This is a genomic window from Pseudomonas koreensis, assembly GCF_036668835.1.
Taxonomy (GTDB): domain Bacteria; phylum Pseudomonadota; class Gammaproteobacteria; order Pseudomonadales; family Pseudomonadaceae; genus Aquipseudomonas; species Aquipseudomonas koreensis_I.
The window spans coordinates 962,816-981,446 of the sequence record NZ_JAZEVW010000001.1 but is presented as its reverse complement, the minus strand read 5'-3'; the positions used below and the strand labels follow the sequence as shown (position 1 = coordinate 981,446).

The 18,631-nt window shown below is 59.2% G+C and carries 16 protein-coding genes; all 16 read left to right on the top strand.

What is annotated here, in order from left to right:
* Positions 1-113 precede the first annotated feature (113 nt).
* The 16 genes from tsf to V6F91_RS04400 all read left to right on the top strand — a co-directional run bounded on the left by tsf (position 114) and on the right by V6F91_RS04400 (position 18,488).
* A complete protein-coding gene (gene tsf / locus V6F91_RS04475) occupies positions 114-977 on the top strand; it encodes a translation elongation factor Ts (RefSeq protein ID WP_016771476.1) in 864 nt (287 codons plus the stop codon).
* A 209-nt stretch (positions 978-1,186) separates the two neighbouring features.
* The gene (pyrH, locus tag V6F91_RS04470; protein ID WP_003222124.1) at positions 1,187-1,930 is read left to right on the top strand and encodes a UMP kinase; all 744 of its coding nucleotides are present in this window, start codon (positions 1,187-1,189) and stop codon (positions 1,928-1,930) included.
* Positions 1,927-2,484: a ribosome recycling factor gene (gene frr, locus V6F91_RS04465; RefSeq protein ID WP_007954771.1), complete on the top strand. Its 558-nt coding sequence runs from the start codon at positions 1,927-1,929 to the stop codon at positions 2,482-2,484. Before pyrH ends, frr begins: the two co-directional genes overlap by 4 nt.
* 14 nt (positions 2,485-2,498) lie before the next feature.
* On the top strand, positions 2,499-3,254 hold the full coding sequence (gene uppS / locus V6F91_RS04460) for a polyprenyl diphosphate synthase (RefSeq protein WP_007908854.1): 756 nt from the start codon (positions 2,499-2,501) through the stop codon (positions 3,252-3,254).
* The gene (locus V6F91_RS04455; protein WP_332762643.1) at positions 3,254-4,060 is read left to right on the top strand and encodes a phosphatidate cytidylyltransferase; all 807 of its coding nucleotides are present in this window, start codon (positions 3,254-3,256) and stop codon (positions 4,058-4,060) included. Before uppS ends, V6F91_RS04455 begins: the two co-directional genes overlap by 1 nt.
* On the top strand, positions 4,057-5,247 hold the full coding sequence (ispC, locus tag V6F91_RS04450) for a 1-deoxy-D-xylulose-5-phosphate reductoisomerase (RefSeq protein WP_332762641.1): 1,191 nt from the start codon (positions 4,057-4,059) through the stop codon (positions 5,245-5,247). Before V6F91_RS04455 ends, ispC begins: the two co-directional genes overlap by 4 nt.
* 54 nt (positions 5,248-5,301) lie before the next feature.
* Entirely contained in the window at positions 5,302-6,654 is a 1,353-nt protein-coding gene (gene rseP, locus V6F91_RS04445) for a sigma E protease regulator RseP (protein WP_332762640.1), read from the top strand.
* 74 nt (positions 6,655-6,728) lie between these two features.
* A complete protein-coding gene (bamA, locus tag V6F91_RS04440) occupies positions 6,729-9,104 on the top strand; it encodes an outer membrane protein assembly factor BamA (protein ID WP_332762638.1) in 2,376 nt (791 codons plus the stop codon).
* Between the two features lie 45 nt (positions 9,105-9,149).
* A complete protein-coding gene (locus V6F91_RS04435) occupies positions 9,150-9,653 on the top strand; it encodes an OmpH family outer membrane protein (RefSeq protein ID WP_003222140.1) in 504 nt (167 codons plus the stop codon).
* 3 nt (positions 9,654-9,656) lie between these two features.
* A complete protein-coding gene (lpxD, locus tag V6F91_RS04430) occupies positions 9,657-10,712 on the top strand; it encodes a UDP-3-O-(3-hydroxymyristoyl)glucosamine N-acyltransferase (RefSeq protein WP_332762636.1) in 1,056 nt (351 codons plus the stop codon).
* Between the two features lie 106 nt (positions 10,713-10,818).
* Complete coding sequence (fabZ, locus tag V6F91_RS04425; protein ID WP_016771469.1) at positions 10,819-11,259, top strand: 3-hydroxyacyl-ACP dehydratase FabZ; 441 nt, start codon at positions 10,819-10,821, stop codon at positions 11,257-11,259.
* Entirely contained in the window at positions 11,256-12,032 is a 777-nt protein-coding gene (gene lpxA, locus V6F91_RS04420; RefSeq protein ID WP_332762634.1) for an acyl-ACP--UDP-N-acetylglucosamine O-acyltransferase, read from the top strand. Before fabZ ends, lpxA begins: the two co-directional genes overlap by 4 nt.
* Positions 12,033-12,034: 2 nt before the next feature.
* Complete coding sequence (lpxB, locus tag V6F91_RS04415) at positions 12,035-13,165, top strand: lipid-A-disaccharide synthase (RefSeq protein WP_423815309.1); 1,131 nt, start codon at positions 12,035-12,037, stop codon at positions 13,163-13,165.
* 11 nt (positions 13,166-13,176) lie between these two features.
* The gene (gene rnhB / locus V6F91_RS04410; protein ID WP_332762872.1) at positions 13,177-13,803 is read left to right on the top strand and encodes a ribonuclease HII; all 627 of its coding nucleotides are present in this window, start codon (positions 13,177-13,179) and stop codon (positions 13,801-13,803) included.
* Positions 13,804-13,879: 76 nt separating this feature from the next.
* A complete protein-coding gene (dnaE, locus tag V6F91_RS04405; RefSeq protein WP_332762633.1) occupies positions 13,880-17,401 on the top strand; it encodes a DNA polymerase III subunit alpha in 3,522 nt (1,173 codons plus the stop codon).
* A 139-nt stretch (positions 17,402-17,540) separates the two neighbouring features.
* Complete coding sequence (locus V6F91_RS04400; RefSeq protein WP_038357918.1) at positions 17,541-18,488, top strand: acetyl-CoA carboxylase carboxyltransferase subunit alpha; 948 nt, start codon at positions 17,541-17,543, stop codon at positions 18,486-18,488.
* Positions 18,489-18,631 lie beyond the last annotated feature (143 nt).

Sequence of the window (18,631 nt, the reverse complement as noted above, 5' to 3'; positions counted from 1 at the left end):
CGCCCACGTCTCTGTTTGTAACGTGCGGCAGCTAACAAGGGTGGTTCGGGACGAATTGAACGCCCGTTCGATCGGGTGGAATGGTTGAAAACCTATCCAAGAGGAATTTGAAAATGGCAGCAATTACTGCAGCGTTGGTCAAAGAACTGCGCGAGCGTACCGGCGAAGGCATGATGGATTGCAAGAAAGCCCTGGAAAAGGCTGACGGCGACATCGAAAAAGCCATTGATGACATGCGTGCTTCGGGCGCGATCAAGGCTGCGAAAAAAGCCGGCAACGTTGCCGCTGAAGGCGCAATCGCCATCAAATCGAATGACAAGGCAGCCGTGCTGCTGGAAGTCAACTCGCAGACCGACTTCCTGGCCCTGCAAGACGACTTCAAAAACTTCGTTGCTGCCAGCGTAGAAAAAGCTTTCGACGAAAAACTGACCGACGCAGCTCCGCTGATCGCCGCTCAGGAATCGGCTCGTGAGGCTCTGGTTGCCAAAGTCGGCGAGAACGTCAACATCCGTCGTCTGGTTCGCGTAGAGGGTGACGTTGTCGGCACTTACCTGCACGGCAACAAGATCGGTGTTGCTGTTGTCCTGAAAGGCGGTGACGTCGAGCTGGCCAAAGACATCGCAATGCACGTTGCTGCAAGCAACCCAGAGTTCCTGCTGCCTTCGCAAGTCTCCGACGAAGCGATCGAGCGTGAGAAAGCTGTGTTCCTGCAACTGAACGAAGAAAAGATCAAAGGCAAGCCAGAAAACATTGTTGAGAACATGGTCAAGGGCCGTATCAGCAAGTTCCTGGCAGAAGCAAGCCTGGTCGAGCAGGCATTCGTGAAGAATCCTGAAGTCAAGGTTGGCGAACTGGCCAAGAAAGCCGGTGCTGAAATCGTTTCCTTCACTTACTTCAAAGTAGGCGAAGGCATCGAGAAGCCGGTCGACAACTTCGCTGAAGAAGTTGCTGCCCAGCTGGCTGCCGCCAAGCAATAAGACGGTTTTCAACTGTCGCCCGAAAGAGGCTGCCCGCTTACGCGCGCAGCCTCTTTTCAGATGGGGTTACCAATTTTTTATTTGGTTTCCATCCGGAACTGACTTACAAAGCCATGTTCCGATGGCGCTGAAGCAGCGCCAAGCTAGAGTGAACGGCAGCTGTAAACAGCTGGCACAGAATTTTAAATACGCCGCAGGAGAGATTCGCAATGGCTCAGCAGGGCAGTGGTTATCAGGCTCGCTATAAACGCATTCTACTCAAGCTTAGCGGCGAGGCCCTGATGGGCTCGGAAGAGTTCGGGATCGATCCAAAAGTGCTGGATCGAATGGCGCTGGAAGTCGGCCAGTTGGTCGGCATCGGCGTTCAGGTCGGTCTGGTGATCGGCGGTGGCAACCTGTTCCGCGGTGAAGCCTTGAGCAAAGCCGGCATGGATCGGGTCACGGGCGACCACATGGGCATGCTGGCCACTGTGATGAACGCTCTGGCCATGCGTGATGCGCTGGAACGTGCCAATATCTCGGCCATCGTGATGTCGGCCATTTCCATGGTCGGCGTGACCGATCACTACGATCGCCGCAAAGCCATGCGTCACCTGAACTCCAAGGACGTGGTGATCTTCGCTGCCGGTACCGGCAACCCGTTCTTCACTACGGATTCGGCAGCCTGCCTGCGCGCAATCGAAATCGACGCTGATGTCGTGCTCAAGGCGACCAAGGTTGATGGCGTTTACACCGCAGATCCATTCAAAGACCCGCATGCCGAGAAGTTCGATCATCTGACTTATGATGAAGTACTGGATCGCAAGCTGGGTGTCATGGACCTGACCGCTATCTGCCTGTGCCGCGATCACAAGATGCCGTTGCGCGTCTTCAACATGAACAAACCGGGCGCTCTGCTGAACATCGTTCATGGCGGCGCTGAAGGTACTCTGATCGAGGAAGGTCAACAATGATCAACGAAATCAAGAAAGACGCTCAAGCGCGTATGCAAAAATCCCTGGAGTCTCTGAACCATGCGTTCGGCCAGATTCGTACCGGCAAGGCGCACCCGAGCATTCTCGGTAGTGTCATGGTGCCGTACTACGGCACGGATACTCCGCTGAGCGGCGTGGCCAACGTGACCGTGAAAGACTCGCGCACCCTGCAAGTCGTGGCTTTCGAGCGCAACATGCTCGCAGCCGTCGACAAGGCAATCCAGAGCGCCGGCCTGAACCTCAACCCGACCAACCTGGGCGAGTTGCTGCTGATCCCGATGCCTGCTCTCACCGAGGAGACCCGCAAAGGCTTCACCAAGCAGGCGCGTAGCGCAGCGGAAGATGCGCGTGTTGCCGTGCGCAATATCCGTCGTGACGCCTTGGGTGAGCTGAAGAAGCTGGTCAAGGACAAGGAAATCAGCGAAGACGAAGAGCGTCGTGCCATCGCTGATATCGATAAGCTGACCAAAGAGTCCGAGGCCCAGATCACCAAGGCCACGGATGAGAAAGAAAAAGACCTGATGGCCGTATAAGGGTCGAGCTTTAAATGGACAAGACCAAGCAGACTGCGCCGTCCGCGGTGCCGCGCCATGTCGCGATCATCATGGATGGCAACAATCGCTGGGCGAAAAAACGCTTTATGCCGGGTGTCGCCGGGCATAAAGCGGGCGTAGATGCTGTGCGTGCCGTGATCGAAGTGTGCGCCGAGGCCAAGGTCGAGGTGCTCACCCTGTTCGCGTTTTCCAGTGAGAACTGGCAGCGCCCGGCCGACGAAGTCAGTGCCTTGATGGATCTGTTTTTCAAGGCATTGCGTCGCGAGGCCAAGCGCCTCAACGACAACAACATCAGCCTGCGCATCATCGGTGATCGCTCGCGCTTTCATCCGGAGCTTCAAGCAGCCATGCGTGAAGCTGAGGCGATGACGGCGGGCGCCAACCGTTTCATCCTGCAGATCGCCGCCAACTACGGCGGTCAATGGGATATTGCGCAAGCGGCGCAGCGTCTGGCCCGTGAAGTCCAGGCCGGGCACCTGCGCCCGGAGGACATCACTCCCGACCTGCTGCAAACCTGCCTGGCAACCGGCGATCTGCCTTTGCCGGACCTGTGTATCCGCACGGGCGGGGAGCACCGCATCAGCAATTTCCTGCTGTGGCAGCTGGCCTACGCCGAGTTGTATTTCTCCGACCTGTTCTGGCCGGACTTCAAACACGATGCCATGCGCAATGCGCTGGCTGATTTCGCATCGCGCCAGCGTCGCTTCGGTAAAACGAGCGAACAGGTCGAAGCTGGAGCCCGGGTTTAATGCTTAAACAACGAATCATCACTGCGCTGATCCTGCTGCCGATCGCCTTGTGCGGTTTTTTCCTGCTTCAAGGTGCCGGTTTTGCCCTGTTCATCGGGCTGGTCGTCAGTCTTGGTGCCTGGGAATGGGCGCGTCTGGCGGGTTTCACCGCACAATCGTTCCGCGTCGGCTTCGCCGCTGTGGTCGCCTTGATGTTGTTCGTCATGTACGTTTTGCCTGGCCTGGCCCCTTGGGTGCTGGGTGCATCGGTGATCTGGTGGGCCGTGGCCACGTGGCTGGTGCTGACTTATCCGCGTTCGAGCGCGCATTGGTCAACCGCTGCGACCAAGCTGGTAATCGGCCTGCTGGTGTTGTTGCCGGCCTGGCAAGGGTTGGTGCTGATCAAGCAGTACCCGCTGGGTAACTGGCTGATCATGGCGGTGATGGTGCTGGTCTGGGGTGCCGATATTGGTGCTTATTTCTCGGGTCGCAAATTCGGCAAGCGCAAGCTGGCGCCGCAGGTCAGCCCGGGCAAAAGCTGGGAAGGCGTGTATGGCGGTCTGGCGCTGAGCCTGGTGATTACCGCGATTGTCGGGCTGGTGCGTGACTGGACCGTGGCTGAACTGCTCAAAGGCTTGATTGGCGCGGCGGTGATCGTTTTCATCTCGGTGGTCGGCGACCTGACCGAAAGCATGTTCAAGCGTCAGTCCGGCATCAAGGACAGCAGCAACCTGCTGCCCGGTCATGGTGGTGTACTTGATCGTATCGACAGCCTCACGGCAGCGATTCCGGTATTTGCCGTGCTGCTGTGGATGGCCGCGCCGTGAGTCGCCCTCAGCAGATTACCGTTCTGGGTGCGACAGGCTCGATCGGGCTGAGCACGCTCGATGTCATTGCTCGGCATCCAGAGCGCTATCAGGTTTTCGCGCTGAGCGGTTTCAGTCGTCTAAGTGAGCTGCTGGCCTTGTGCGTGCGTCACGCGCCGCAATTTGCCGTGGTGCCGCAAGCGGCCGCCGCGCGCAGCTTGCAGGACGATTTGCGTGCGGCTGGTTTATCGACCCAAGTGCTGGTGGGGGAGGAGGGTCTGTGTCAGATCGCCTCCGCGCCGGGAGTCGATGCGGTGATGGCGGCAATCGTCGGTGCGGCGGGATTGCGCCCGACCCTGGCGGCCGTTGAGGCGGGCAAGAAAATCCTGCTGGCCAACAAGGAAGCGCTGGTGATGTCCGGTGCCTTGTTCATGCAGGCCGTGCGCAAGAGCGGTTCGGTGTTGCTGCCGATCGACAGCGAACACAACGCGATTTTCCAGTGCATGCCACAGGATTTTGCCCGTGGGTTGGGCGCGGTCGGTGTTCGGCGGATTTTGCTCACAGCCTCTGGCGGTCCGTTCCGACAGACACCGATGAGCGAACTGGCGCATGTTTCGCCTGATCAGGCCTGTGCGCATCCGAACTGGTCGATGGGGCGCAAGATCTCTGTCGATTCGGCGAGCATGATGAACAAAGGCCTTGAGCTGATCGAAGCCTGCTGGTTGTTCGACGCAAAGCCTGCGCAGGTCGAGGTGGTGATCCACCCGCAGAGCGTGATCCACTCGCTGGTCGATTACGTCGACGGCTCGGTGCTGGCGCAGCTGGGCAATCCCGACATGCGTACGCCGATCGCCAGTGCGCTGGCATGGCCGGAGCGTATCGATTCCGGGGTAGCGCCGCTGGATCTGTTCGCCATTGCGCGGCTGGACTTCGAAGCACCGGATGAAGGGCGCTTCCCTTGTTTGCGTCTGGCGCGGCAAGCTGCCGAGGCGGGCGATAGCGCTCCGGCAATGCTCAATGCGGCCAACGAAGTGGCGGTACAGGCGTTTCTCGACGGACGGGTCCGGTACCTGGAAATCGCGAGTATCATCGAGGAGGTCTTGAGCCTCGAACCGGTGGTGGCCCTGGCTGATCTCGAGGCGGTGTTTACTGCCGATGCCAAGGCGCGTGATCTGGCGCGGCAGTGGCTCAAGCGTCACGCTCGATAGAATTTGCAATACATTGGCTACACGCGGCACTGAACAGGATTGCGGAGAAAGTAGATGAGCGCGCTCTATATGATTGCCGGCACCCTGATTGCTCTGGGTGTGCTGGTCACCTTTCACGAATTCGGCCATTTCTGGGTCGCGCGGCGCTGTGGCGTCAAGGTTCTGCGCTTTTCCGTAGGCTTTGGCATGCCGCTGCTGCGCTGGCATGACAAGCAGGGCACCGAATTCGTGATCGCCGCGATTCCGCTGGGCGGCTACGTCAAAATGCTCGACGAGCGTGAAGGCGAAGTCCCGGTCGATCAGCTCGATCAGTCGTTCAACCGTAAAACCGTTCGTCAGCGTATTGCGATTGTTGCAGCCGGCCCGGTGGCCAACTTCCTTTTGGCGCTGGTGTTCTTCTGGGTGCTGGCCATGCTCGGCAGCGAGCAGGTGCGTCCGGTCATCGGTGCGATCGAGTCCGGCAGCATTGCCGCCAGGGCGGGTTTGAATGCAGGCGAGGAAATCGTCGCCATCGATGGCGAGCCGACTTCAGGCTGGGCAGCCGTCAATCTGCAACTGGTACGGCGTCTCGGCGAAAGCGGCTCTCTGCAATTGCTGGTGCGCGAACACGGTTCCACCGCTGATTCGCCGCGTGAACTGAAACTGGACAACTGGCTCAAGGGCGCCGATGAGCCGGATCCGATCCGTTCTCTGGGCATTCGCCCGTGGCGCCCGGCGTTACCGCCGGTCCTTGCTGAACTCGACCCGAAAGGCCCGGCGCAGGCTGCTGGCCTGAAAACCGGCGATCGCTTGCTGGCGCTGGATGGCCAGCCGTTGAACGACTGGCAGCAAGTGGTCGATACCGTTCGTACGCGTCCTGATACCAAAATCATGCTGCGCGTCGAGCGCGACAGTGCTCAAATCGACGTCCCGGTGACCTTGGCGGCGCGCGGTGAAAGCAAGGCGCCGAGCGGTTATCTGGGCGCGGGGGTCAAAGCGATCGACTGGCCGCCGGAGATGATTCGCGAGGTCAGTTACGGGCCGTTGGCGGCAATTGGCGAGGGCGCCCGTCGCACTTGGACCATGAGCATTCTGACCCTCGATTCACTGAAGAAAATGCTGTTCGGCGAGCTCTCGGTAAAAAACTTGAGTGGACCGATAACCATTGCTAAAGTGGCGGGCGCTTCTGCCCAGTCGGGCGTCGCTGATTTCCTGAATTTCCTTGCTTATCTGAGTATTAGCCTGGGGGTTCTGAATTTGCTGCCCATTCCTGTACTGGATGGGGGGCATTTGTTGTTTTATCTGATCGAGTGGGTGCGTGGTCGCCCCTTGTCGGATCGGGTGCAAGGTTGGGGGATACAGATCGGTATCAGTTTGGTGGTCGGGGTGATGTTGCTTGCTCTGGTCAACGATCTGGGTCGACTGTAACGCTTCGCTGAATTGCGAATCTGCCGCATTTTGCGGCAGTTTGTTTATTGCCAGTTGGAATAAGAAAGGACTTCATGAAACGTCTGCTGCTAACTGCGGTTCTCACCGTATTGATGATCGCCGAAGTTCACGCCGAGTCCTTCACTATCTCTGATATTCGCGTCAATGGCCTCCAGCGGGTCTCCGCGGGTAGTGTCTTTGGTGCCTTGCCGTTGAACGTCGGCGAGCAGGCGGATGATCGTCGCCTGGTGGAATCCACTCGTGCGTTGTTCAAAACCGGTTTCTTTCAAGATATCCAGCTGGGCCGCGAAGGCAACGTTCTGGTGATCACGGTCGTCGAACGTCCGTCGGTTGCCAGTATCGAGATCGAAGGCAACAAGGCGATCTCGACCGAAGACCTGATGAAAGGCCTCAAGCAATCCGGTCTGGCCGAAGGCGAGATCTTCCAGCGCGCCACCCTTGAAGGTGTGCGTAACGAACTGCAGCGTCAGTACGTCGCGCAGGGTCGCTACTCGGCTACCGTCGATACCGAAGTGGTCTCGCAACCGCGCAACCGTGTTGGTCTGAAAGTGAAGATCAACGAAGGTACCGTTGCCGCGATTCAGCACATCAACGTGGTCGGCAACACCGTGTTCCCCGAGGAAGACCTGACCGACCTGTTTGAACTGAAAACCACCAACTGGCTGTCGTTCTTCAAGAACGATGACAAATATGCCCGTGAAAAACTGTCCGGTGACCTGGAGCGTCTGCGTTCCTACTACCTGGACCGTGGCTATATCAACATGGATATCGCTTCGACCCAGGTGTCGATCACCCCGGACAAGAAACACGTCTATATCACCGTCAACGTTACCGAAGGCGAGAAGTACACCGTTCGTGACGTCAAGCTCAGCGGTGATCTGAAAGTCCCTGAAGACCAGATCAAATCCCTGCTGCTGGTGCAGAAGGGCCAGGTGTTCTCGCGCAAGCTGATGACCACCACCTCTGAACTGATCACCCGCCGTCTGGGTAACGAGGGTTACACCTTCGCCAACGTCAACGGCGTGCCTCAGCCGCATGATGACGACCACACCGTCGACATCCTGTTCGCGGTCGATCCGGGCAAGCGTGCCTACGTCAACCGCATCAACTTCCGTGGCAACACCAAGTCCGAAGACGAAGTGCTGCGTCGCGAAATGCGTCAGATGGAAGGTGGCTGGGCTTCGACTTACCTGATCGACCAGTCCAAGACCCGTCTTGAGCGTCTGGGCTTCTTCAAGGAAGTCAACGTCGAGACTCCGGCTGTTCCGGGGGTCGACGACCAGGTTGATGTGAACTACGCCGTTGAAGAGCAGGCGTCCGGTTCGATTACCGCCAGCGTCGGTTTCGCCCAGAGTGCCGGTCTGATCCTCGGTGGTTCGATCACCCAGAACAACTTCCTCGGTACCGGTAACCGCGTCAGCATCGGTCTGACCCGTAGCGAATATCAGAGCCGCTACAACTTCGGCTACGTTGATCCCTACTGGACCGCCGATGGCGTGAGCCTGGGTTACAACGCGTTCTATCGCACCACCGACTACGATGAGCTCGATGCCGATATCTCGAGCTACGCCGTAGACAGCCTGGGTGCCGGCGTCAACGTTGGCTATCCGATCAGCGAGACTTCGCGTCTGACCTTCGGTCTGTCCGCGCAGCAGGACAAGATCAACACCGGTCGTTACACCGTTGACGAGATTTTCGACTTCGTCGAGAAGGAAGGCGACAGCTACCTGAACTTCAAGGCATCTGCCGGTTGGTCCGAGTCGACCCTGAACAAAGGCGTACTGCCGACCCGTGGTCGTTCCCAGAGCCTGACCCTGGAAACCACCATTCCAGGCAGCGATCTGTCGTTCTTCAAGCTTGATTACCGTGGTCAGTTGTTCCAGCCGATCACTGAAAACTACACCATGCGTCTGCATACCGAACTGGGTTATGGCGACGGTTACGGTTCGACCGACGGCTTGCCGTTCTATGAAAACTACTATGCGGGTGGTTTCAACTCGGTGCGCGGCTTCAAGGACAGCACCCTTGGTCCGCGCAGTACGCCTAGCCGTGGTACCAACCCGGGCACCATCGCCGACCCGGATCAGGATCCACTGCCGTTCGGTGGTAACGTCCTGATCCAGGGTGGCGTGGAAGTCCTGTTCCCGCTGCCGTTCGTGAAAGATCAGCGCTCCCTGCGTACCTCGGTATTCTGGGATGTCGGTAACGTATTTGACTCGCAGTGCAAGGACACTACGAACGCTAACGGTTCGTCGTCCAACACCAAGTGCAACGACATCAGTCTGAGCAACATGGCCAGTTCCGTGGGTGTGGGTGTGACCTGGGTCACCGCACTGGGTCCTCTGAGCTTTGCTTTGGCCATGCCGATCAAGAAACCGGATGACGCTGAAACTCAAGTGTTCCAATTCTCCCTCGGCCAGACGTTCTAAGCGTCTGACCCAAGATAACGACAATGGATTTTGTAGGAGTGCATCGTGCGTAAGTTGACTCAATTGGTTCTCCTGGCCTCCGTACTGGTGGCAGGCCCGGCATTTGCCGACATGAAAATTGCCGTTCTGAACTATCAAATGGCCCTGCTGGAATCCGACGCGGCGAAGAAATACGCCGTGGATGCCGAGAAGAAGTTCGGTCCACAACTGACCAAGCTGAAGACTCTGGAAAGCAGCGCCAAGGGTATCCAGGATCGTCTGATGGCCGGTGGCGACAAGATGCAGCAAGGCGAGCGTGAGCGTCTGGAACTGGAATTCAAGCAAAAGGCCCGTGACTTCCAGTTCCAGTCCAAGGAGCTGAACGAAGCCAAAGCCGTTGCCGACCGCGAAATGCTCAAGCAACTGAAGCCGAAACTGGACAGCGCTGTGGAAGAAGTCATCAAGAAAGGTGGTTTTGACCTGGTGTTCGAGCGTGGCGCAGTGATCGATGTCAAACCGCAGTACGACATCACGCGCCAGGTTATCGAGCGCATGAATCAGCTGAAGTAACCCATGACCGTGACCATCAAGCTCGGCCAGTTGGCCGAGTTCCTCGGCGCCACCCTGCGTGGCGACCCCGAGAAGCAAATTACTGGGCTAGCCACTTTGCAGGAGGCTGGCCCAGCTCAGTTGAGCTTTCTGGCAAACCCTCAATATCGCAAATACCTGGCGGGCTCGCAGGCGGCAGCGTTGCTGCTCAAGGAAGCCGATGCCGAAGGTTTTGCCGGTAATGCGCTGGTGGTGCCGGATCCTTATCTGGCCTATGCGCGCCTCTCGCATTTGTTCGATCCCAAGCCGAAAGCCCCCGCGGGTATCCACCCTTCAGCGGTGATTGCTGCGGATGCGGTGGTTGATCCGACCGCCAGCATCGGGCCGTTTGTGGTGATCGAGGCTGGCGCGCGAATTGGTGCGCAAGTGACCTTGGGTGCGCATTGCGTCATCGGTGCGCGCAGCGAAATCGGCGAGGGCGGCTGGCTCGCTCCGCGCGTGACGCTGTATCACGACGTACGCATCGGCAAGCGTGTGGTCATTCAGTCCGGTGCCGTGCTCGGTGGCGAGGGCTTCGGCTTCGCCAACGAGAAGGGCGTCTGGCAGAAGATCGCGCAGATCGGTGGCGTGACCATCGGCGACGATGTCGAGATTGGCGTGAATACCGCCATCGACCGCGGCGCCCTGGCCGATACCGTGATCGGCAATGGTGTGAAGCTCGACAACCAGATCCAGATCGCGCACAACGTTCAGGTCGGTGATCACACCGCCATGGCCGCGTGCGTGGGGATCTCCGGCAGCACCAAAATCGGCAAGCACTGCATGCTCGCCGGCGGTGTCGGCCTGGTTGGCCACATTGATATTTGCGACAACGTTTTCCTGACCGGGATGACCATGGTGACCCACTCGATTACCGAGCCGGGCGCCTATTCTTCCGGCACAGCCATGCAACCGGCGGCCGAATGGCGCAAAAGCGCGGCCCGTATCCGTCAGCTCGATGACATCGCGCGACGGCTCAAACAGCTGGAAAAGCGCGTCGGGGAAGTGACCCCTGATGGCAATGCTTCTTCTGATGGCTGATACCATTTCCATATCAAGTGTGCACAGCCTCTGGACTGCGTCCTTGATTTGCTAGAGGAGTGCGCTTCAGTCGCGCTCCCAATCTTTACATAGGCTTCCCCCTGAAATGATGGACATCAACGAGATTCGCGAATACCTGCCTCACCGTTACCCGTTCCTGCTGGTGGACCGGGTGGTGGAACTGGACACTGAAGGCAAGCGAATTCGCGCCTACAAGAATGTCAGCATCAACGAACCGTTCTTCAATGGTCACTTCCCAGCGCATCCGATCATGCCGGGCGTGCTGATCATCGAAGCGATGGCGCAGGCTGCCGGGATCCTCGGGTTCAAGATGCTCGACGTCAAACCGGCCGACGGCACCCTGTATTACTTCGTCGGTTCCGACAAACTGCGCTTCCGCCAGCCAGTCAAGCCGGGCGACCAGTTGATCCTTGAAGCGACTTTCATCAGCTGCAAGCGCAAGATCTGGAAATTCGAATGCCAGGCGTCGGTTGACGGCAAACCGGTGTGCTCGGCAGAAATCATCTGCGCGGAACAAAAAGTATGAGTTTGATTGACCCTCGCGCAATCATCGATCCGTCCGCCATCCTGGCTGACGGCGTCGAGGTCGGCCCGTGGTCGATCATCGGCGCAGGTGTGGAAATCGGCGAGGGTACCGTGATCGGGCCGCATGTGGTCCTCAAGGGCCCGACCCGCATTGGCAAGCACAATCGCATCTATCAGTTTTCCTCGGTAGGCGAAGACACGCCCGATCTGAAATACAAGGGTGAAGAAACCCGCCTGGTGATCGGTGACCACAACGTCATCCGTGAAGGCGTGACCATTCACCGCGGCACCGTGCAGGATCGCTCGGAAACCACGCTGGGTGATCACAACCTGATCATGGCCTATGCGCACATCGGACACGATAGCGTCATCGGCAACCACTGCATCCTGGTCAACAACACCGCGCTGGCTGGCCATGTGCACGTGGATGACTGGGCGATCCTTTCCGGATTTACCCTGGTGCACCAGTATTGCCACATCGGCGCCCACAGCTTTTCCGGCATGGGCACCGCTATCGGCAAGGATGTTCCGGCGTTCGTCACTGTGTTCGGCAACCCGGCCGAAGCGCGCAGCATGAACTTCGAAGGCATGCGCCGTCGTGGTTTCAGCGAGGACGCGATACATACATTGCGTCGCGCCTACAAAACCGTTTATCGCCAGGGGCTGACCGTCGAGCAGGCACTGGCCGAACTCGCCGAGCCGGCTGCGCAGTACCCGGAAGTCGCGGTGTTCCGTGATTCCATTGTGTCGTCGACTCGCGGCATCACCCGCTGATCATGGCCAGTTTGCGTATTGCGCTGGTGGCCGGTGAAGCTTCCGGTGACATTCTCGGTGCGGGCCTCATGCGTGCGCTCAAGGCGCAGCACCCGGCCGTCGAGTTCATTGGCGTCGGTGGCCCGTTGATGCAAGCCGAAGGCCTGACGTCCTACTTCCCCATGGAGCGCTTATCAGTCATGGGGCTGGTGGAAGTTCTCGGCCGGCTGCGCGAATTGCTCAAGCGCCGCAAGCAGCTGATCGCCACGCTGATCGCCGAAAAGCCGGACGTGTTCATCGGCATCGACGCGCCGGACTTCAACCTCAATATCGAACTCAAGCTGCGTCAGGCCGGGATCAAGACCGTGCATTACGTCAGCCCGTCGGTGTGGGCATGGCGGCAGAAGCGCGTGCTGAAGATCCGCGAAGGCTGCGACCTGATGTTGACGCTGCTGCCATTCGAAGCAAAATTTTACGAAGAGAAGGGTGTGCCGGTGCGGTTCGTCGGCCACACCCTGGCCGACACCATCCCGCTTGAAGCCGACCGTGCCGCGGCGCGTGCCGAACTGGGTTTGCCCGACGGTCCGCTGGTCGCGTTGATGCCGGGCAGTCGGGGGGGCGAAGTGTCGCGTCTCGGCGGGCTGTTTCTCGACACGGCTGAACGCTTGCGCGCCATGCGTCCGGGTTTGCGCTTCGTTATTCCGTGCGCCAACCCTGAGCGTCGCGCGCAGCTCGAAGAATTGCTCGCTGGCCGCGATTTGCCGGTGACCTTGCTGGACGGAAAATCGCATCTGGCGCTGGCGGCGTGCAACGCAGTGCTGATCGCCTCGGGCACCGCCACCCTCGAAGCATTGTTGTACAAACGACCGATGGTGGTGGCGTACCGTTTGGCACCGCTGACGTTCTGGATTCTCAAGCGTATGGTCAAAAGCCCGTACGTGTCGTTGCCGAATCTGCTGGCTCAGCGCTTGCTGGTGCCCGAGCTGTTGCAGGATGATGCGACAGTCGAGGCGCTGGCGTTGACGCTCTCGCCGTTGATCGATGGTGGCGAAGAGCAGACTCGCGGTTTCGACGAGATCCATCGCACGTTGCGCCTGGATGCCTCCAATCAGGCGGCGGATGCCGTCCTCAACCTGATCGGTCAAACACGATGAGCAAGACAAGCATGCAGATGGGCCTGGATTTCACCCTCGTCGCCGAAGTCGAAGAACTGGTGGCCGGGGTCGATGAAGTCGGTCGCGGCCCGTTGTGCGGTGCGGTGGTGACGGCGGCGGTGATCCTCGATCCGAACCGGCCGATTCTCGGTCTTGATGACTCGAAGAAGCTCACCGAAGCCAAGCGTGAGAAGCTCTACGACGAAATCTGCGAGAAAGCCCTGAGCTGGTGCATCGCCCGCGCCGAAGTCGAAGAAATCGATGAGCTGAACATTCTCCACGCGACCATGCTGGCCATGCAGCGCGCGGTGGCCGGCCTGCACATCCAGCCGAAACTGGCGATGATCGACGGCAACCGCTGCCCGCACTTGCCAATGCGTTCCGAAGCGGTGGTGCAGGGCGACGGCAAGGTTCCGGCGATTGCTGCCGCGTCGATTCTGGCCAAGGTCAGCCGCGACCGCGAAATGGCTGCTTTCGAGTTGATCTATCCGGGTTACGGCATCGGCGGCCATAAAGGCTACCCGACGCCCGTTCATCTGGAAGCGCTGTCGCGTCTGGGGCCGACCCCGATTCACCGGCGCTCGTTCGCCCCGGTGCGCCTGGCTTACGAGGCGCGGGAAGTGCTTACGCAGGTTTAGGCGCAAGGCTGATGTTTTATTCGAGGCCCGGTACAATCCGGGCCTCGTTGTCTCTATGTAACTGGACAGGATCACTATGCCGGCTTCATTCGTTCATCTACGCCTGCACACTGAATACTCCCTGGTCGACGGGCTGGTGCGGATCAAGCCGCTGGTCAAGGCGCTCACGGCCCTGAACATGCCGGCGGTCGCGGTCACCGACCAGAACAACATGTGTTCCCTGGTCAAATTCTATAAAAACACCATGGGCGCCGGAATCAAGCCGATCTGCGGCGCCGACCTGTGGCTGTCGAACAAGGATCCGGACGGACCGCTGAGCCGGATCAGCCTGCTGGTGATGAACGCCAAGGGCTACCGCAACCTCACCGAGCTGATCTCGCGCGGCTTCATCGAAGGCCAGCGCAACGGCATGATCATTGTTGAGCGCCAGTGGGTCGCCGAAGCCAGTGAAGGCCTGATCATGTTGTCCGCGGCCAAAGAAGGCGAGATCGGCATGGCGCTGATCGGCGGCAACCCGGCCGAAGCCGAGACGCTGACGCGTGAGTGGATGGCGGTGTTCCCGGACCGTTTCTATCTGGAAATCCAGCGCACCAACCGTCCCAACGACGAAGAACAGTTGCACGGCGCCGTGGCGCTGGCCGACAAGCTCGGTGCGCCGCTGGTGGCGACCAACGATGTGCGTTTCATCAAGCAGGAAGACTTCGCCGCCCACGAAACCCGCGTGTGCATCGGTGAGGGCCGCGCCCTCGACGATCCGCGGCGCTCGAAGAATTACAGCGATCAGCAATACCTCAAAAGCGCCGAGGAAATGCTCGAGCTGTTCAGCGATATTCCCGACGCGATCGAAAACACCGTCGAGATCGCCAAGCGCTGCAACATCGAAGTCAAGCTGGGCACGCACTTCCTGCCCAACTTCCCGATCCCCGATGGCATGACCATCGATGAGTACTTCCGCAAGGTCTCCTTCGACGGTCTCGAAGAACGCCTTGCGGTGCTGCTGCCCAAAGACACCACCGAAGACTACGAAGCCAAGCGTCAGGTCTACGTCGACCGCTTGAATTTCGAGCTGGATATCATCATCCAGATGGGCTTCCCCGGGTATTTCCTGATCGTGATGGACTTTATCCAGTGGGCCAAGAACAACGGCGTACCGGTCGGTCCCGGCCGTGGATCGGGTGCCGGTTCGCTGGTGGCCTATGTACAGAAGATCACCGACCTCGACCCGCTGGAATACGACCTGCTGTTCGAACGTTTCCTTAACCCGGAACGGGTTTCGATGCCCGACTTCGACGTCGACTTCTGCATGGACGGTCGTGACCGGGTGATCGATTACGTGGCCGAAAAGTACGGCCGCAACGCCGTAAGCCAGATCATCACCTTCGGTTCCATGGCCGCCAAGGCTGTGGTGCGTGACGTGGCGCGGGTGCAGGGCAAGTCCTACGGGCTGGCGGATCGTCTGTCGAAGATGATTCCGTTCGAAGTCGGCATGACCCTGGAAAAAGCCTACGAGCAGGAAGAAATTCTGCGTGACTTCATCAAGGTCGATGAAGAGGCGGCGGAAATCTGGGAGATGGCGCGCAAGCTCGAAGGTGTGGTGCGTAACGTCGGCAAGCACGCCGGTGGTGTGGTGATCGCCCCGACCAAGCTGACCGACTTCTCGCCGATCTATTGCGACGAGGCCGGTGACGGTCTGGTGACCCAGTTCGACAAGGATGACGTAGAGGCGGCCGGTCTGGTGAAGTTCGACTTCCTCGGCCTGCGAACCCTGACGATCATCGACTGGGCGCTGAAAACCATCAACCGTGACCGCGCCAAGGTCAACGAGCCGCCGCTGGATATCGCGTTTATCCCGCTCGACGACAAGCCGACCTACAGCCTGCTGCAAAAAGCCGAAACCACCGCAGTGTTCCAGCTTGAATCGCGCGGCATGAAAGAGCTGATCAAAAAGCTCAAGCCCGACTGCCTGGAAGACTTGATCGCACTGGTGGCACTGTTCCGTCCGGGCCCGCTGCAGTCTGGCATGGTGGATGACTTCATCAACCGTAAGCACGGCCGCGCCGAGCTGGCGTATCCGCACTCGGACTACCAGTACGAAGGCCTCAAGCCGGTACTCGCGCCGACTTACGGCATCATCCTGTATCAGGAACAGGTGATGCAGATTGCACAGGTCATGGCCGGTTACACCCTCGGCGGTGCGGACATGCTGCGCCGGGCCATGGGTAAGAAAAAGCCCGAAGAAATGGCCAAGCAGCGTGGCGGTTTCATCGAGGGTTGCGCCACCAACGGCATCGATGCCGACCTTGCAGGGAACATTTTCGACCTGGTAGAAAAATTTGCCGGTTACGGCTTCAACAAATCCCACTCCGCTGCTTACGGTCTGGTGTCGTATCAGACGGCCTGGCTGAAAGCGCATTACCCGGCGCCGTTCATGGCCGCGGTACTTTCGGCGGACATGCACAACACCGACAAGGTCGTGACCTTGATCGAGGAAGTGCGCACGATGAAGCTGCGCCTCGACGCGCCGGACGTGAACACCTCGGAGTTCAAGTTCACGGTGAACGACGACGGCCGCATCGTTTATGGCCTCGGCGCGATCAAAGGCGTCGGTGAAGGCCCGGTTGAAGCGATCACCGAGGCGCGTCAGGCCGGTCCTTTCAAGGATCTGTTCGACTTCTGCGCGCGTGTCGACCTCAAACGCATCAACAAACGTACCCTCGACGGTTTGATCCGCAGCGGTGCGCTGGATCGCCTCGGCCCGTATTTCCACGACGAGCAAAAGGCTTATCAAGCCAATATCGACCGCAACCGCGCCGTGCTGCTGGCGGCGATGGAGGAGGCGATCAAGGCGGCCGAGCAGACCGCGCGCACCCACGACTCGGGGCACGCCGACCTGTTTGGCGGTTTGTTCGTTGAAGCAGATGCTGACGTTTACGCGTCCCATCGCAAGGCCAAGGATCTGACCCTCAAGGAACGTCTCAAAGGTGAAAAAGACACCCTGGGCCTGTACCTGACCGGTCACCCGATCGACGAATACGAAGGTGAGATCCGCCGTTTCGCCCGTCAGCGCATCATCGATCTGAAGCCGGCCCGCGACACCCAGACTGTGGCGGGGATGATCATTGCCCTGCGGGTAATGAAAAACAAAAAAGGCGACAAGATGGGCTTCATCACCCTCGACGACCGTTCCGGACGGATCGAGGCGTCGCTGTTCGCCGATGCGTTCCATTCCGCGCAATCGCTGTTGCAGACCGACGCGATGGTGGTGGTCGAAGGCGAAGTCAGCAACGACGATTTCTCCGGCGGCCTGCGCCTGCGGGTCAAGCGGGTGATGAGCATGGAAGATGCGCGCACCAACCTCGCCGAGAGCCTTCGCCTGAAACTGCAGACCCAGGATCTGAAAGGTGATCAGCTACGCTGGCTGGGTGATCTGCTCAAGCGTCATCGCGGCGCGTGCCCGATCACCATGGAATACACAAGTACAGATGCGAAGACCTTGCTGCAGTTCGGCGAGACCTGGCGGATCGACCCGGCGGATGCGTTGATTCAAGCCCTGCGTGACCAGTTCGGGCGAGACAACGTCTTCCTCCAATACCGTTGACCGGCGAGTGCCATCACTGCGCTCGCCCGCAACCTGGATTTTTAATCTCGACCTTAGCGCGCCTCTCCCTTAAGGTAGGGCGCGAATAGACAACCGGCCGGCCCAAGCTCATTTGGGACACGACCCAAGACGGACGCCTATGAACCCGAATTTTCTAGATTTCGAACAGCCGATCGCCGACCTGCAAGCCAAGATCGAAGAGTTGCGCTTGGTCGGTAATGACAATTCGCTGAATATCGGCGATGAGATCTCCCGCCTGCAGGACAAGAGCAAAACGCTCACCGAAGACATCTTCGGCAAATTGACCAGCTGGCAGATCGCACGCCTGGCGCGTCACCCGAAACGCCCTTACACCCTCGACTACATCGAGCACATCTTCACCGAGTTCGACGAACTGCACGGCGACCGCCACTTCTCTGACGACGCCGCGATTGTCGGCGGTATCGCCCGTCTGGAAGACCAGCCGGTGATGATCATCGGCCACCAGAAGGGCCGTGAAGTGCGCGAGAAGGTTCGCCGCAACTTCGGCATGCCGCGTCCGGAAGGTTATCGCAAGGCCTGCCGTCTGATGGAAATGGCCGAACGCTTCAAGATGCCAATCCTGACTTTCATCGACACCCCGGGCGCCTACCCGGGAATCGACGCCGAAGAGCGCAACCAGAGCGAAGCCATCGCCTGGAACCTGCGCGTAATGTCGCGCCTGAAAACCCCGATCATCGCCACCGTCATCGGTGAGGGTGGTTCCGGTGGTGCGCTGGCGATCGGTGTCTGCGATCAACTGAACATGCTGCAGTACTCGACCTACGCGGTGATCTCGCCGGAAGGTTGCGCGTCGATCCTGTGGAAAACCGCCGAAAAGGCGCCGGATGCCGCTGAAGCCATGGGCATCACCGCCGAGCGTCTGAAAGGCCTGGGCATCGTCGACAAGGTGATCGGCGAGCCGCTGGGCGGCGCGCACCGTGACCCGGCCGCTGCCGCTGCATCGATCCGAGCCGAGCTGAGCTCGCAACTGGCGATGCTGAAGAAGTTCGATAACGAAGCGCTGCTCAAGCGCCGTTATGATCGACTGATGAGCTACGGTCTCTAACCGAACGCCGATTCGGCTGACAATGCAAAACACTGTGGGAGCGAGCTTGCTCGCGAATGCGTTATAACAGACGACGAAAATGTTGAATGTTAATCCGCTTTCGCGAGCAAGCTCGCTCCCACATTTGATTTGCGGCGAGGATA

What these genes read in the sequence shown, in the direction of transcription:
- bamA (WP_332762638.1), top strand. Translation starts at nt 6,729, where the DNA reads ATGAAACGTCTGCTGCTAACTGCGGTTCTCACCGTATTGATGATCGCC.
- dnaE (WP_332762633.1), top strand. Translation starts at nt 13,880, where the DNA reads ATGCCGGCTTCATTCGTTCATCTACGCCTGCACACTGAATACTCCCTG.
- V6F91_RS04455 (WP_332762643.1), top strand. Translation starts at nt 3,254, where the DNA reads ATGCTTAAACAACGAATCATCACTGCGCTGATCCTGCTGCCGATCGCC.
- rnhB (WP_332762872.1), top strand. Translation starts at nt 13,177, where the DNA reads ATGCAGATGGGCCTGGATTTCACCCTCGTCGCCGAAGTCGAAGAACTG.
- frr (WP_007954771.1), top strand. Translation starts at nt 1,927, where the DNA reads ATGATCAACGAAATCAAGAAAGACGCTCAAGCGCGTATGCAAAAATCC.
- V6F91_RS04400 (WP_038357918.1), top strand. Translation starts at nt 17,541, where the DNA reads ATGAACCCGAATTTTCTAGATTTCGAACAGCCGATCGCCGACCTGCAA.
- fabZ (WP_016771469.1), top strand. Translation starts at nt 10,819, where the DNA reads ATGATGGACATCAACGAGATTCGCGAATACCTGCCTCACCGTTACCCG.
- uppS (WP_007908854.1), top strand. Translation starts at nt 2,499, where the DNA reads ATGGACAAGACCAAGCAGACTGCGCCGTCCGCGGTGCCGCGCCATGTC.
- rseP (WP_332762640.1), top strand. Translation starts at nt 5,302, where the DNA reads ATGAGCGCGCTCTATATGATTGCCGGCACCCTGATTGCTCTGGGTGTG.
- tsf (WP_016771476.1), top strand. Translation starts at nt 114, where the DNA reads ATGGCAGCAATTACTGCAGCGTTGGTCAAAGAACTGCGCGAGCGTACC.
- lpxB (WP_423815309.1), top strand. Translation starts at nt 12,035, where the DNA reads ATGGCCAGTTTGCGTATTGCGCTGGTGGCCGGTGAAGCTTCCGGTGAC.
- lpxA (WP_332762634.1), top strand. Translation starts at nt 11,256, where the DNA reads ATGAGTTTGATTGACCCTCGCGCAATCATCGATCCGTCCGCCATCCTG.
- pyrH (WP_003222124.1), top strand. Translation starts at nt 1,187, where the DNA reads ATGGCTCAGCAGGGCAGTGGTTATCAGGCTCGCTATAAACGCATTCTA.
- lpxD (WP_332762636.1), top strand. Translation starts at nt 9,657, where the DNA reads ATGACCGTGACCATCAAGCTCGGCCAGTTGGCCGAGTTCCTCGGCGCC.